At 73.9% G+C, this 15,132-nt stretch carries 11 protein-coding genes; 5 read left to right on the top strand and 6 right to left on the bottom strand.

All coding sequences use genetic code 11. The features are described from left to right. The first annotated feature begins 48 nt into the window (after positions 1-48). A complete protein-coding gene (gene glgP / locus ACF09E_RS16630) occupies positions 49-2,625 on the top strand; it encodes an alpha-glucan family phosphorylase (RefSeq protein WP_392205839.1) in 2,577 nt (858 codons plus the stop codon). Positions 2,626-2,686: 61 nt separating this feature from the next. Here the strand turns inward: glgP and ACF09E_RS16625 are convergent, their stop codons facing one another. The 6 genes from ACF09E_RS16625 to ACF09E_RS16600 all read right to left on the bottom strand — a co-directional run bounded on the left by ACF09E_RS16625 (position 2,687) and on the right by ACF09E_RS16600 (position 11,274). Next, the gene (locus tag ACF09E_RS16625) at positions 2,687-4,231 is read right to left on the bottom strand and encodes a sensor histidine kinase (protein WP_392205837.1); all 1,545 of its coding nucleotides are present in this window, start codon (positions 4,229-4,231) and stop codon (positions 2,687-2,689) included. Continuing rightward, entirely contained in the window at positions 4,224-4,883 is a 660-nt protein-coding gene (locus ACF09E_RS16620) for a response regulator transcription factor (protein WP_361852233.1), read from the bottom strand. The genes ACF09E_RS16625 and ACF09E_RS16620 overlap by 8 nt, the downstream gene beginning before the upstream one ends. Before the next feature lie 143 nt (positions 4,884-5,026). Next, positions 5,027-7,057 carry a M4 family metallopeptidase gene (locus ACF09E_RS16615; RefSeq protein ID WP_392205836.1) on the bottom strand — a complete coding sequence of 677 codons (2,031 nt, stop codon included), beginning with the start codon at positions 7,055-7,057 and terminating at the stop codon, positions 5,027-5,029. Positions 7,058-7,261: 204 nt separating this feature from the next. Further along, on the bottom strand, positions 7,262-7,435 hold the full coding sequence (locus ACF09E_RS16610) for a hypothetical protein (RefSeq protein ID WP_392205835.1): 174 nt from the start codon (positions 7,433-7,435) through the stop codon (positions 7,262-7,264). A 204-nt stretch (positions 7,436-7,639) separates the two neighbouring features. Further along, a complete protein-coding gene (locus ACF09E_RS16605) occupies positions 7,640-9,448 on the bottom strand; it encodes an ABC transporter ATP-binding protein (protein WP_392205834.1) in 1,809 nt (602 codons plus the stop codon). Then, positions 9,445-11,274: an ABC transporter ATP-binding protein gene (locus ACF09E_RS16600; RefSeq protein WP_392205833.1), complete on the bottom strand. Its 1,830-nt coding sequence runs from the start codon at positions 11,272-11,274 to the stop codon at positions 9,445-9,447. Before ACF09E_RS16600 ends, ACF09E_RS16605 begins: the two co-directional genes overlap by 4 nt. Positions 11,275-11,527: 253 nt before the next feature. Between ACF09E_RS16600 and ACF09E_RS16595 the strand changes: the two genes are divergently transcribed. From ACF09E_RS16595 to ACF09E_RS16580, 4 genes are read left to right on the top strand one after another with little or no spacing between them, the layout of a single operon-like run. Continuing rightward, entirely contained in the window at positions 11,528-12,433 is a 906-nt protein-coding gene (locus tag ACF09E_RS16595) for an ABC transporter ATP-binding protein (RefSeq protein ID WP_392205832.1), read from the top strand. Further along, on the top strand, positions 12,430-13,179 hold the full coding sequence (locus tag ACF09E_RS16590) for an ABC transporter permease (protein WP_392205831.1): 750 nt from the start codon (positions 12,430-12,432) through the stop codon (positions 13,177-13,179). Before ACF09E_RS16595 ends, ACF09E_RS16590 begins: the two co-directional genes overlap by 4 nt. An 11-nt stretch (positions 13,180-13,190) precedes the next feature. Beyond that, the gene (locus ACF09E_RS16585; protein WP_392205830.1) at positions 13,191-14,486 is read left to right on the top strand and encodes a sensor histidine kinase; all 1,296 of its coding nucleotides are present in this window, start codon (positions 13,191-13,193) and stop codon (positions 14,484-14,486) included. After that, positions 14,483-15,124, top strand: coding sequence for a response regulator (locus ACF09E_RS16580; protein WP_392205829.1), 642 nt, complete (start codon positions 14,483-14,485; stop codon positions 15,122-15,124). The genes ACF09E_RS16585 and ACF09E_RS16580 overlap by 4 nt, the downstream gene beginning before the upstream one ends. Positions 15,125-15,132: the final 8 nt, after the last annotated feature.

Below are 15,132 nucleotides of genomic sequence, written 5' to 3'. Positions count from 1 at the left end.
GCGTGGTGCGTCCACTCCGCTCCGTACTCGCCTGCGAAGGTGGAACGCGTGAAGGCAATCCGTCGATTCACCGTGCGTCCCGTCCTCCCCGACACCCTGCGACCCCTCGCCGAACTCGCGCACAACCTGCGCTGGTCCTGGCACGAACCCACCCGCGCCCTCTTCGAGTCCCTCGAACCCCCCGGCCGGACCGCCCCGTCCGGCGGCACCGACCCCGTCCGGATCCTCGCCGCCCTCGAAGCCCCCCGGCTCGCCGCGCTCGCCGCCGACCAGGACTTCCTGGCCCGGCTCCGGGCCGCCGCAGAGGACCTCGACACCTATCTGCACGCCCCCCGGTGGTACCAGCAGGCCGCCGGCGGCACGCCCGCCGCGCCCGCCGCCCTCGCCTACTTCTCACCCGAGTTCGGCGTCACCGCCGCCCTGCCCCAGTACTCCGGCGGCCTCGGGATCCTGGCCGGCGACCACCTCAAGTCCGCGAGCGACCTCGGCGTCCCGCTCATCGGCGTCGGCCTGCTCTACCGGCACGGCTACTTCCGCCAGTCCCTCGGCCGGGACGGCTGGCAGCAGGAGCAGTACCCCGTCCTCGACCCCGGCGAGCTGCCGGTCACCCTGCTCCGCGAGGCCGACGGCGGCCCCGCCCGGATCACCCTCGCCCTGCCCGGCGGCCGCAGCCTGCACGCCCACCTGTGGATCGCGCGGGTCGGCCGCGTGCCCCTCCTCATGCTCGACTCCGACGTCGAGGAGAACGCCCCGGGCGAACGGAGCGTCACCGACCGGCTGTACGGCGGCGGCAGCGAGCACCGGCTCCTCCAGGAGATGCTGCTCGGCATCGGCGGCGTCCGCGCCGTCCGCACCTACACCCGGCTCACCGGCACCCCCGACCCCGAGGTCTTCCACACCAACGAGGGCCACGCCGGCTTCCTCGGCCTCGAACGCATCCGCGAACTCCAGGGCGAGGGACTCGACTTCGACAGCGCCCTGGAGACCGTCCGCGCCGGGACCGTGTTCACCACCCACACCCCCGTCCCGGCCGGCATCGACCGCTTCGACCGCACGCTGGTCGCCCGCCACCTCGGCGAGGACGGCGCGCTCCCCGGCGTCGACACCGGGAAGGTCCTCGCCCTCGGCGACGAGACCCCGCTGGGCGGCGAACCCGGCGTCTTCAACATGGCGGCCATGGGCCTGCGCCTCGCCCAGCGCGCCAACGGCGTCTCCACCCTCCACGGAGCCGTCAGCCGGTCCATGTTCGCCGGACTCTGGCCGGGGTTCGACGCCGAGGAGGTCCCGATCACCTCGGTCACCAACGGGGTGCACGCCCCCACCTGGGTCGCCCCCGAGGTCGGCCGGCTCGGCCCCGACCCCGCCGACCGCGAGCTGTGGGACCTGCGCCGCACCCTGCGCGAACGGCTCGTGACCGACGTACGGGAGCGGCTGCGCGCCTCCTGGCGGCAGCGCGGAGCGGCAGCCGCCGAACTCGGCTGGACGGACTCCGTCCTCGATCCCGACGTCCTCACCATCGGCTTCGCCCGTCGGGTCCCCTCGTACAAGCGGCTCACCCTCATGCTGCGGGACAAGGACCGGCTGCGGGCGCTGCTGCTCCACCCCGAGCGTCCTGTGCAGCTCGTCGTCGCCGGCAAGGCGCACCCCGCCGACGACGGCGGCAAGCGGCTCGTGCAGGAGCTCGTCCGGTTCGCCGACGACCCCCGGGTCCGGCACCGGATCGTCTTCCTGCCCGACTACGGGATGGCGATGGCCCGGGGCCTCTACCCCGGCTGCGACGTCTGGCTCAACAACCCCCTGCGCCCCCTGGAGGCCTGCGGCACCAGCGGCATGAAGGCCGCGCTCAACGGCTGCCTCAACCTCTCCGTCCTCGACGGCTGGTGGGACGAGTGGTTCGAGCCCGACTTCGGCTGGGCGATCCCCACCGCCGACGGGGCGGCCGCCGCGGACGAGGACCGCCGCGACGACCTGGAGGCCGCCGCGCTCTACGAGCTGATCGAGCGCCGCGTCGCGCCCCGCTTCTACGACCGGGGCCCCGACGGCGTCCCGGCCGGCTGGACGTCGATGGTCCGCCGCACCCTCACCGACCTCGGTCCCAAGGTGCTCGCCGATCGGATGGTCCGCGAGTACGTCGAGCGGCTGTACGTGCCGGCGGCCGCCGCGCACCGGGCGCTCACCCCGGACCGGGCGCGGGACCTCGCCGCGTGGAAGGCGCGGGTCAGGGAGGCCTGGCCCAAGGTGACCGTCGACCGCGTCGAGGTCGGCGACGACCTCGCGGACGACCTCGCCGACGCGGAGCTCGGCGCGACACCGGTCGTCCGGGTCCGGGTCGCCCTCGGCGCGCTCGCCCCCGACGACGTCGAGGTGCAGGCCGTCACGGGCCGGGTCGACGCCGACGACACCCTCGCCGACCTCCGGGCCGTCCCGCTGAAGCCGGTGGGCGGCCCGGACCTGGAGGGCAGGCAGCCGTACGCGGGCACCCTGGCGCTCGACCGCACCGGCTCCTTCGGCTGCACGGTCCGGGTCCGCCCCTCCCACCCGCTCCTCGCCCACCCGGCGGAACTCGGCCTGGCCGCCCTGCCGGAGGAGACGACGGGCGAAGGGGCGGGCCTGCTGCTCCGGTAGCGCCCCCGAACCGGGGAGTCCGGCCCGGCCGGACCGGACTCCCCCCCCACGACCCGGCTCTCTAGGGCACCTCGGCCTTGTCGGCGAGGTGCCCGTCGACGAAGCACAGCCGGTACACCGGTACGGCGGCCAGCATCGTCGAGCGGTAGTACCGGCACTCGTCCATCCCGGAGGGCTCCGGAGGAGCCTGCTGCGGCGGGCCGTCCAGCGGGTGCTCGGGCCAGTCGTCGATCATCTCGTCGAGCCGTGCGGGCGTCTGGCCGAGCCGGACCCTCGCGAAGTCGTCCGGCTCCAGGTACGACTGGGCCTGCGTCCACGCGGCGACCCCCAGCATCAGTGCGCCGAGCGCGGCGAGGAGGGCGAGCGGGATCCAGATCGCCCGTGCCAGGCCCTTGCGGACCTCGCGGCGCGCCAGGTCCAGCTCCCTGGCCGAGGTGGGGGCGGCCGGGAGCGGCGCGGGGGCCCGGCGCGGCAGCACGGCCGTCAGGGCGAAGCCGCCGTCCCCGGTGACGCGGTGGCCGAGGGTGCCGCCGGCGAGGCGGACCCGCTCGCCGAGGGCGACGAGGCCGGTCCCGCCGGAGCGGGAGCCGAGCGGGGGCGGGCCCGTGCCGGGGCCGCTGACCACCTCGACCCGTACCGTCGCGGCCTCGTCGTCCTGCGGGGTGACGGCGATGGCGACCGCCGCGCCCGGTGCGTGCTTGGCCGCGTTGGTGAGGCCCTCCTGCACGACCCGGTGCAGGGCGAGCCCCGACATCCCCGGCAGCGTGGGCACGGGCGTCGCGGCGAGGGTGACCGTGAGCCCCGACGCGCGGGCCCGGGCCGCCAGTTCCTCGACGGTCTCGCCGGCCGGGCTCGTCGGCGCGGTGTCGTCCTCCTCGCGCAGGACGCCGATGATGTCCCGCAGCCGGGCCGTCGCGTCGGCCGCCGCGCGCCGCAGCTCGCCCGCCGCCCGCTGCTGTTCGGGCCCCAGGTCGGGGGAGACCTCCAGGGCGCCCGCGCGGATGGCGATGAGGGCCAGGTCGTGCCCCAGCGAGTCGTGCATGTCGCCCGCTATCCGGGACCGCTCCCGCAGCCGCTCGCGGTCGGCGACGGCCGCGTGCTCGCGCTCCATCCGGTCCGCCAGCTGCCAGCCGCTCCGCACCAGGCGGTCGTACTGGCGCACGTACCGGCCGATCAGCCAGGGCGCGACGACGGCGAGGGCGAGGACGAGCAGCAGGGTGAACCACTGGCCGAGCGAGGTGCGGGTGATCCAGGTGAGGACCAGGCCGGTGGCGGCGATCGCGCCGAACAGCCAGAGCGCGGCCCGGGTGTGCTCCTGGCGGCGGCCCGCGAGGTAGCCGAAGGCGACCAGGGCCAGGCTGTACGAGGGGGTGAAGAGTTCCAGGGTGGCCGGCAGGCTGGCGGCCACCGTGGCCGCGAGCGACACCAGCGGCCACGACCGGCTGACCGCGACGCAGCCCGCGAGGACCACCACGCCCACGGCCACCAGGGTCCAGCTGCCGCCGTCGTTCGGGTCCGACCTCAGCAGGACCGGCACGCAGAGCAGCAGCCAGAGGAGGAGGTCGAAGAGGCGCTCGCGGACCGGTTCGCGAGCCGCCTCACGCATCGCCGGTCACCAGGCCCGCCTCGTACGCGAGGACCGCGAGCTGGACCCGGTTGCGCAGGCCGAGCCGGCCGAGGACGGCGCTCACATGGGCCTTGACCGTGCCCTCGACGACGTACATGCGGTCGGCGATCTCCTGGTTGGAGAGCCCGGCGCCGAGCAGGGCGACGACCTCCCGCTCCCGGCCGGTGAGCCGGTCGAGGCGGGCGCGGGCCGCGGCCGCGCGGGTCAGGCGCTCGCCGCCGAGGGTGTCGATGACCCGGCGGGCGACGGTGGGGGAGAGGGCGGCGCCGCCGCCGGCCACCGCCCTGACCCCGGCGATCAGCTCGCGCGGGTCCCCGGACTTGAGGAGGAAGCCGCTGACCCCGCCGCCGAGGGCGCGGGCGATGTACGCGTCCTCGGAGAAGGTGGTCAGCATGACGACGGCCGTGCCGGGGACGGCCCCGCGCAGTTCCTCGGCGGCGCCGAGCCCGTCGAGGCGGGGCATCCGGATGTCCAGGAGGGCGACGTCGGGGCGGTGCTCGCGGGCGAGCTCGACGGCCTCGTGGCCGTCGCCGGCCTCGGCGACCACCTCGATCCCGGGGTCGGTGGCGAGGATGGCCCGCACCCCGGCCCTGATCATCGTCTCGTCGTCGGCAAGCAGCACCCTGATCATGGGTCCCAGGGTACGGAGGGGTCCCGGGGTACGGAGGGAGCCGTCGGGGCCCGGACGCACGGACGCCCGGAGGGAAGGATCCCTCCGGGCGTCCGGCACTTGTGACTCGGGTTCACTCACTCACGCGTCTGCCCTCGCGGGGCCTACGGGAAGGTGAGCTTGAAGCTGTTGATGTAGCCGGTGTCGACCGCGGCCTTGTCCTGGACGCGGAGCTTCCAGGCGCCGTTGGCGACTTCGGAGGAGGCGTTCACGGTGAAGGTCTGGACGATGTTGTCGGCGCTGCCGCCGGAGCGGTTGGAGAGGCTGTAGGCCGATCCGTCCGGGGCGACGAGGTCGACGACGAGGTCGCCGCGGTAGGTGTGGACGATGTTGACGTCGACCTTGAGGGCGGAGGGGGCGTTGCCCGTGATGCCCGTGACGTTGACCGTGGAGGTCACCGCGGCGCCGTTGTCCGGGATGGACACGTCGGCCGTGTTCTCGAAGACCTTGCCGGGCTGCGGCTCGCCGCCGCCGGGCCGGGTGCCGACGTTGATGGCCGCCCAGGCGTGCTGGACCGCGAGCGTCTCGGGTGCGTTGGCGCCGTACAGCTCGGTGGCGACCGCGACGGTGCCGGTGCGGGCCGCGGCGTAGTTGGTGTTCGAGCTGAACTTGGTGGTGAGCGCCTTGAACCAGATCAGCGAGGCCTTGTCGCGGCCGATGCCGGTGACGGGCAGGCCGTCGGAGGTGGGCGAGTCGTAGTTCACGCCGTTGACGGTCTTGGCGCCGCTGCCCTCGGAGAGCAGGTAGTACCAGTGGTTCGCCGGGCCCGAGGAGTAGTGGACGTCGATGCCGCCGAGGCCGGAGTACCACGCGTCCTTGGACGAGCCGTCCTTGCTCGGCTTGTCCATGTAGCGGAGCGGGGTGCCGTTGCCGCGGATGTCGATCTTCTCGCCGACCAGGTAGTCGCCCGGGTCGTTGGCGTTGTTGGCGTAGAACTCGACGGCCGCCGCGAAGATGTCCGAGGTGGCCTCGTTGAGGCCGCCGGACTCGCCGCTGTAGACCAGGCCGGCCGTGTTCGAGGTGACGCCGTGCGTCATCTCGTGCGCCGCCACGTCGATGGAGGTCAGGGGCTTGTTGTTGCCCGCGCCGTCGCCGTACGTCATGCAGAAGCAGGAGTCCGACCAGAAGGCGTTGACGTACGCGTTGCCGTAGTGGACCCGGGAGTACGCGCCGACGCCGTCACCGCGGATGCCGCTGCGGCCGTGGACGTTCTTGTAGTAGTCCCAGGTGAGCGCGGCGCCGTAGTGCGCGTCGGCGCCGGCCGTCTCCTTGTTGGACGGCGTGCCGTTGCCCCACACGTCGGTGCTGTTGGTGAACAGCGTGCCGGTGCCGGACGTACCGCCGTTGAGGTTGTACGTCTTGTGGTTGCCGCGGCCGGTGTCGGTCAGCGTGTACGAGGGCGCGGTGCCGAGGGTCACCTGGCCGCTGTACTGCGTGTTTCCGGTGCCGGTCTCGATGGCCTGCCACTCGAAGAGCTTCGCGCCGGTCTTCGCGTCCGTCACGACGTGCAGCTCGTTCGGGGTGCCGTCGTGCTGGAGGCCGCCGACGACGGTCTCGTACGCGAGCACGGGGCTGCCGTTGGCCGCCCAGACGACCTTGCGCGGGGCGCGGTCGGCCTTGGCCCGGTCGGAGCCGTCCGCCTTGGCGAGGCCGACGGCCTGCTTCTCGGCGGCGGCCGGGGCCAGCGTGGCGGAGGTCGGGATGTTCTTGAGCTCCGCGCGCGTCGACTTGGTGACGCCGGTGGTCTTGCCGGCCTTGGTCTCGGCGACGATCAGGTCGCCGCCCAGGACGGGCAGTCCGGCGTAGGTGCGCTCGTAGCGCGTGTGGGTGGTGCCGTCGCGGTCCTGCACGACGTCGCGGACGACCAGCTTCTCCTGGGCGCCGAGGCCGAGTTCCCTGGCCTGGGCGGCCTTGCCGGCGTCGGCCGCCTTGATGAGCGCGGTGCGCTCGGCGGGGGTGAGGTCGGCGGGAAGCTTGCCGGGGTTCGCCGAGGTGCCCTGCTGGGCCTTGGGGGCGATGCTCCAGGGGGCGTCCGCCGCGGTGGCGGCACCCGTCTGGACGCTCACGGCGAGCATGGCGGCGGCAGCGATCAGAGCGCCGGTCGCGGTGGCGCGACGGCTGGGCGTGGATCTCACGCAGACTCCTTCTTGCGAGGGGGGTACCGGCGGACTGGGGTGGTCCATCCGGGCGGAGCAAGCAGAGCTGTGGAGCACGTTCGGGTGAAGCGGCGAACTCTGGTGCGAAGAACCGGGGAGAGAGTGACAGGAATGACGGGGACCTGTCAGGAGTGCGTCGGCAAGTTGGCCGGAAATCGTTCGCTGCTCGTAAGGCCGTGTTCGTTAAGCGGACGTTTCGTCGATCAAGGCCGCGATGTCGTCCAGTGTTCGTCCGAGCCCGAATTCGAAGAGCGTCCGCGGATCGAGACCGAACCCCTCGCCGCTTCCCGCGGAAGCCGGCTCCGGGTGTGAGCCGTCCGCTCGGATCGCGTCGAAGCGTGGCTCGTTCTGGTCCATCCGGTGGGTGTGGGAGATGCCTGGATCCTGCTGCTCCTGGGGGGCGTGGGGGCCGTTCCGGGGGTCGCGTTCGGGACTCATGATTTACGGCGCATCTGGGGCGGTTTCCGGTGAACGCTCTTGTTGCGCCACAAATCACGTTTCACGTCCCGAACGCGACCCCCGGAACGGCCCCCACTCGGCTCGGAGTTCGTCGACAGGCCTCTAACCCACGAGACTCTCCCGCCAGGCGTGGTGCAGCCCCGCGTAGTGGCCCTCGCCCGTCACCAGGTCCGACGGCGCCCCGTCCTCGACGATCCGGCCCGACTCCATCACCAGGACCCGGTCCGCCACCTCGACCGTCGACAGGCGATGGGCGATGACCACCGCCGTACGGCCCGCCAGGACCGTGTCCATGGCCCGTTGCACCGCCCGTTCGCCCGGGACGTCCAGTGAGCTGGTCGCCTCGTCCAGGATCAGGACCGCCGGGTCCGCCAGGAGGGCGCGTGCGAAGGCGACCAACTGGCGCTGGCCCGCCGAGATGCGGCCGCCCCGTTTGCGTACGTCCGTGTCGTAGCCGTCCGGCAGGCCCTTGATGAAGTCGTGCGCGCCGATCGCGCGGGCCGCGTCCTCGATCTCCTCGCGGGTCGCGTCCGGGCGGCCGATCGCGATGTTCTCGGCGACCGTGCCCGAGAAGAGGAACGCCTCCTGGGTGACCATGACGACGCCTCGGCGCAGCTCCGGGGTGGTCAGGTCGCGGAGGTCCACGCCGTCGAGCCGTACCGCGCCGTCCGTGGGGTCGTAGAAGCGGGCGAGGAGTTTCGCCAGGGTGGACTTGCCCGCGCCCGTCGCCCCCACCACCGCCACCGTCTGGCCGGCCGGGATCGTCAGGTCGAAGGCGGGCAGCACCTCGCCGCCCGTGCGGTAGGCGAAGCGGACGCCGTCGAAGACCACCTCGCGGCCCGGTGCTCCGGTGCGGGCGGGCAGGGGGCGGGGGTTCGCGGCCTCCGGCACTCCGGGCTCCTGGGCCAGCAGGCCGGCGATCTTGGTGAGGGACGCGGCCGCCGACTCGTACGAGTTGAGGAACATGCCGAGCCGGTCGATCGGGTCGTACAACCGCCGCATGTACAGCACGGCCGCCGCCAGGACGCCCAGTTCCAGGGAGCCCGACGCGACCCGGTAGGCGCCCCAGAGGCACATGCCCGCGACCGCCGTGTTGGCGACGAGACGGGATCCCACGACATAGCGCGCCATCTCCAGGAGCGCGTCGCCGTTGCTGCGCTCGTGCCGGTGGTTGAGCGCCGCGAACTCGGCGTTGTTCACCCGCTCCCGGCGGAACGCCCGGACCGGGCGGATCCCGTTCATCGTCTCCGCGAACTTCACGATCACGCCCGCGATCGCCGTGGAGCGTTCTGAGTACACCGCCCCCGCCCGGCGCCGGTACACGCGCACCAGCGCCAGCAGGGGGATGAAGGACGCCACCGCGACCGCGCCGATGCCCAGGTCGAGCCAGAGCAGGATCACCGAGATCGAGACGAAGGAGAGGACCACGCCGATCAGTTCCTGGAGTCCCTCCGAGAGGAGTTCGCGCAGGGACTCCACGTCCGTGGTCGAGCGGGAGATCAGCCGGCCCGAGGTGTACCGCTCGTGGAAGTCGACGCTGAGGACCTGCGCGTGCCGGAAGATCCGGCCGCGCAGGTCGAGCAGCACGTCCTGGTTGACCCGGGCCGCCCCGCGCACGAAGACGTACTGGAGGAGCCCCGAGAGCGCCGCGCAGAGGAGGTAGCCGACGCCCACCGCGAGGACGGGGCCGTGGTCACCCGCGCGGAAGGCCGGGACGCCCCGGTCGATGGCGTACGCGACGAGGAGCGGGCCCGCCTGGACCGCGGCCTCCTTGACGAGGAGCACCAGGGCCGCGACCGCGACCCGCAGGCGGTGCGACCCGAGCAGCGAACGGAGCAGGGCGCCCGTCGCCCCGGGGGGCGCCGGGAGGTCGTCGCGGTCGAAGGGGTCGCTGGTCTGCTGCTCGGTCATCGGTTCCCGCCCTCGCCTTCGCCGGACATCAGCCAGGCGTACTCCTCGCTGCTGCGCAGCAGTTCGTGATGGGTGCCCACGGCCGCGATCCGGCCCCGGGACAGCAGCGCCACGCGGTCGGCGAGCATCACCGTCGACGGGCGGTGCGCCACGACGAGCGCCGTGGTGTCCCGCAGGACCTCGCGGAGGGCCGCCTCGACCCGCGCCTCCGTGTGGACGTCGAGCGCGGACAGCGGGTCGTCCAGGACGAGGAAGCGGGGGCGTCCGACGACCGCCCTCGCCAGGGCGAGCCGCTGCCGCTGGCCGCCGGACAGGCTCAGTCCCTGCTCGCCGACCTGGGTCGCGGCGCCCTCGGGCAGCCGTCCGACGAAGCCCTCCGCCTGTGCCACGCCGAGGGCGCGGCGCAGTTCCGGCTCGCCCGCCGCTCCGTCCGTGCCCATCAGGACGTTGTCCCCGACGCTCGCGGAGAAGAGCGTCGGCTCCTCGAAGGCCATCGAGACCAGGGACCGGAGCCGTTCCCGTTCCATCAGGGCGATGTCCTCGCCGTCCAGGAGGATGCGGCCGCCGGACGCCTCGTGCAGCCGGGGTACGAGGGCGGTGAGGGTCGTCTTGCCGGAGCCCGTGCCGCCGACCAGGGCCAGCGTCTCGCCGGGGCGGATGTGCAGGTCGACGCCGTCCAGGACGGGCGGCGCGTCGGCCGGGGCGTCCGGGTAGCGGAAGGACACCCCCTCGAAGCGCACCCCGGCCGGGCCGCCGGCCGCCGCCGGTCCGGCCGCGGCCGTCCCGGGCTCCTCCTCGGCGTCCATCACCTCGAAGTACCGCTCCGTCGCGGTCGCCGCCTCCTGGCTCATCGCCAGCAGGAAGCCGATCGACTCGACCGGCCAGCGCAGCGCGAGGGCCGTCGACAGGAACGCGACGAGCGTGCCCGCCGAGAGGTCCCCGTCCGCCACCTGGACCGTGCCGAGGACGAGCGCCGCCCCGATGGCCAGTTCCGGTACGAAGGTGATGACCGCCCAGATCATGGCGAGCAGCCGGGCCTTGACGAGCTCCGTACCGCGCAGCCGGCCGGAGAGCTCCCGGAAGGCGGTCGCCTGGCTGCGGTGGCGGCCGAAGCCCTTGACGATCCGGATGCCGAGGACGCTCTCCTCGACCACCGTCGTCAGGTCGCCGACCTGGTCCTGGGCGCGCCGCGCGACCAGCCCGTACCGGCCCTCGAAGATCGAGCAGACGATGACGAGGGGGATCACGGGGGTGAGGAGGACGAGCCCGAGCGACCAGTCCTGGGCGAGCAGCAGGACGTAACCCGCGATGATCGTCACGCCGTTGACCAGCAGGAACGTCAGCGGGAAGGCCAGGAACATCCGGACCAGCATCAGGTCGGTCGTACCGCGGGAGAGGAGCTGGCCCGAGGCCCACCGGTCGTGGAAGGAGATCGGGAGCCGCTGGAGCCGGCCGTACAGCTCGGCCCGCATCCGGGCCTCCACGCCCGCCAGGGGACGGGCCACCAGCCACCGCCGGTACCCGAAGAGGACCGCCTCGGCGATGCCGAGGAGCAGGAGGTAGAGCGCGCCCAGCCACACGCCGCCCGGGTCCCGGTCCGCGACCGGCCCGTCGACCAGCCACTTCAGCACGAGCGGGATGACGAGCGACAGACAGGACGCGACGATCGCGACGAACGCGGCCGTGAACAAACGCCCCCGCACGGGCCGCACGTACGGCCAGAGGCGCAGCAGACTCCGCACCGCGGAGCGCTCACGGTCGGCGCGGGGGCCCGCGGAGTCGGAGTCGGGGGCGGGGGGCTCTGGGGCGACAGGTTTCTCGGGCATCAGGTCCGACCCTACGGTTCACCACTGACACGTCTCATCCCGTTTTCCGTCCGGAAGGGAGCACGGCCCGTCCGGAAGGGAGCACGGCCCGTCCGGAAGGAGGCACGGCCCGGCCGACCGGAAGCACCCGCGGGTCGCCCCGGAGCACCTCGCGCCGGCCGGCGGGTCGTACCGCCATCCACCGATCGGTTGACGGCCGGGACGAGCGGTACGGCCGATACCGGCGCCGCGTCCCGGCCGCCAGCCTGGGAGCATGACAGCGATCGAGGTGCGGGAACTGCACAAGGCGTACGGCGGCCGGAAGGTCGTCGACGGAGTCTCCTTCGAGGTCGGCGAGGGCGAGGTGTTCGGCATCCTCGGCCCCAACGGCGCCGGCAAGACCACCACCGTGGAGTGCGTCGAGGGCCTGCGCACCCCCGACGAGGGGCGGGTCCGGGTCTGCGGGTACGACCCCACGACCCAGCGCTCCGAGCTCACCGGGGTCCTCGGGGTCCAGCTCCAGGAGAGCGAACTCCAGGCCAGGCTGACCGTCCGGGAGGCGCTCGAACTGTACGCCTCCTTCTACGAGCGCCCCGCCGACCGGCACGCGCTCGCCGAGCGGCTGGGGCTGCTGCCCCATCTGGGGACCCGGTTCGGGAAGCTGTCGGGCGGCCGGAAGCAGCGGGTCTTCATCGCCCTCGCCCTCATCGGCGACCCCCGGGTCGTGGTCCTCGACGAACTCACCACCGGCCTGGACCCGCGGGCCCGCCGGGAGGCCTGGGAGCTCGTCGAGTCGATCCGGGACAGCGGGGTGACCGTCCTGCTCGTCACCCACTTCATGGAGGAGGCCCAGCGCCTCTGCGACCGGATCGCCGTCCTCGACGGGGGCCGGATCGCCGCGCTCGACACGCCGGAGGGGCTGATCGGCCGGTCCGCCGCCGCCAGGGAGATCTCCTTCGCCGCCGACACCCCGCTCGATCCGGCCGACCTGCGGGCCCTGCCCGGGGTGGCCGGCGTCACGACGAAGGACCGCAGGACGGTCGTCGGCGGTACGGAGGAGACCGTCGCCGCCTTCGTCTCCCTCCTCGCCCGCCGGGGCGTCACGGCCGGGCAGCTCCGGGTCTCCGACGCCACCCTCGACGACGCCTACCTCGACCTGACGGGAGACGAACCCCGATGACCACCGGCAGCCCCGCCGTCACCGTCCTGCGGACCGAGGTCCGTCTCTTCACCCGCGAACCCGGCACCCTGTTCTGGGTGATGGTCTCGCCGACCGTGCTCATCGTGATCCTCGGCCTGATCCCCTCCTTCCGGGAGGCGTCCGAGGACCTCGGCGGCCGTCGCGTCATCGACCTCTACGTGCCCGTCGCCGTCCTCTTCGCCCTCATCATGGCCGCGGTCCAGGCGATGCCCGCGGTCCTCTCCGGCTATCGCGAACGCGGCATCCTGCGCCGCATGTCCACCACTCCGGTCCGGCCCGCGACGCTGCTCGCCGCTCAGATCGCGCTGTACGCGGCGGCCACACTGGTCTCCTCGGTGCTGGTGATCACCGTGGGGCGGCTCGCCTTCGGCGTCGCCCTGCCCGGAAACCCCGCGGGGTACGTCCTCGCCCTGCTGCTCACGGTGGCGGGCGGGCTCGCCCTCGGCGCCACCGTGTGCGCGGTCTCCCGGACCCAGGGCGTCGCCTACGCCGTCGGCTCCGCCGTCGCCTTCCCCGCCATGTTCACGGCCGGCGTCTGGGTCCCCGTCCAGGCGATGCCGGATACGCTGCAGCGGATCGTCGGGCTCACCCCGTTCGGGGCGGCCTCGGAGGCCCTCGACGCGGCCGCCTCGGGCGGCTGGCCGGGGTGGACGGCACTCGGGGTGATGGCCCTGTGGACGGCTGTGCTGACCGGCGCCTCGGTGCGCTGGTTCCGCTGGGAGTGAGAGGGGGCGGGGTGGCCACCACCGTCGAGGAACGCTGGCGCCAGTTCCTCCGCTGGGGACCGTACGGACTGCTGGGCCTCGGCGCGGCCATCGCCGCCGCGTCCGCGGACGCCCTCATGACGGGTGCGGAGCGGCCGGCCGCCGTCGTCCTGACGGCGGCCGCCCTCCTCCTCCACCTGGTCTGGAACGGGCACTGCCGCCGGGCGGCGGCGCGCTCCGGCCCGGTCGGCGAGCGGCCGGACGGCGGACCCGTCCTGGTGCCGGGCGCGCCGGGGCCCGCCTCCGTCGTCCACTTCGCCCTCCGCACCGCCCTGGCCTTCGCGCTGACCTGGCTCAACCCCTTCTTCGCCGTCTACGCGAGCGTCGGCTACTTCGACGCCGCCCATCTGCTGCCCCGCCGCCTCGTGCACGCCGGGCTCCTCGCCACCGCCGTCACCATGGCCGGATCGCAGTCCGGCGGTCTGCCGCCGGCCTCCCTCACGCAGTGGGTCGCGCTCGGCGGCCTGTTCGCCCTGAACGCCGGGCTCGTCACGGGCTTCGCGCACCTGGCCACGAGGGACGCGGAGCAGGCGGCCGAGCGCTCCGCCACCATCGCCGAACTCGGCCGCGCCAACAGTCGCCTGGAACAGGCCCTCGCCGAGAACGCGGCCCTCCAGGCACAACTCCTCCTCCAGGCCCGGGAGGCGGGGGTCGCCGACGAGCGGCGGCGGCTCGCCGCCGAGATCCACGACACCATCGCCCAGGGGCTCACCGGTGTCGTCACCCAGCTCCAGGCCGCGTCCGCCGCCCCCGACCGGGACCGCGCGGACACCCATCTTCGGCGGGCCGCCGACCTGGCCCGGGAGAGCCTCGGCGAGGCCCGCCGCTCGGTGCGGAACCTGAGCCCGGCGGCCCTGGAGCACGACACCCTCCCGGAAGCCCTGCGCAAGACGGTCACCGAGTGGGCCGAACGCACGGGCGTCGAGACCCGGTTCACCGTCACCGGCACCGAGGCGCCGCTGCACGGCGAGGTGGCCGCCACGCTGCTGCGGATCGCCCAGGAGGCCCTGGCCAACGCCGGCCGGCACTCCGCAGCCGCCCGTGCCGGGGTCACCCTCTCCTACATGGGCGACGAGATCACCCTGGACGTCCGCGACGACGGCCGGGGCTTCGACCCGCTCGCCCGCCCCGCACGCGGTGACGGCGGCGGCTTCGGGCTCGCCGGCATGCGGGCCCGCGCGGAACGGCTCGCGGGCTCCGTCGCCGTGGAGACCGCCCCGGGCGAGGGCACGGCGGTCTCCGCCCGCGTACCGTTGGGCGCACCATGACCGACATCACCCTGCTCATCGTCGACGACCACCCCGTCGTACGGGACGGCCTGCGTGGCATGTTCGCCGCGGAGGGCTCCGGCTTCCGCGTCCTCGGCGAGGCGCCGGACGGCGTGCGGGGAGCCGAACTCGCCCTGGAACTCGACCCGGACGTCGTCCTCATGGACCTGCGGATGCCCGGGGGCGGCGGTGTCGACGCCATCGCCGAGCTCACCCGGCGCGGTGCCCGTTCGCGCGTCCTCGTCCTGACCACGTACGACACGGACACCGACACGCTTCCGGCGATCGAGGCGGGCGCCACCGGCTACCTCCTCAAGGACGCGCCCCGGGAGGAGCTGTTCGCGGCGGTCCGCGCCGCCGCCGAGGGCCGCACCGTCCTCTCCCCGGCCGTCGCCTCGCGCCTGGTCAGCGCGGTCCGCGGGCCCGCACCCGTCGACCGGACACTCTCCGCCCGCGAGGCCGAGATCCTCGCGCTCGTCGCGAAGGGCACGCCGAACCGGGCGATCGCGGCGGAACTCTTCATCAGCGAGGCGACCGTGAAGACCCACCTCACCCACATCTACGCCAAGCTGCTCGTGAACGACCGCGCCTCGGCGGTGGCCGCCGGCTACGACCGGGGGATCCTCGGGCGCGGCTGAGCCGCCCC

The sequence above is a fragment of the Streptomyces sp. NPDC014891 genome, from assembly GCF_043081085.1.
Taxonomy (GTDB): domain Bacteria; phylum Actinomycetota; class Actinomycetes; order Streptomycetales; family Streptomycetaceae; genus Streptomyces.
The sequence above is the reverse complement of the archived record's forward strand: the minus strand, read 5'-3'. Positions and strand labels throughout refer to the sequence as shown.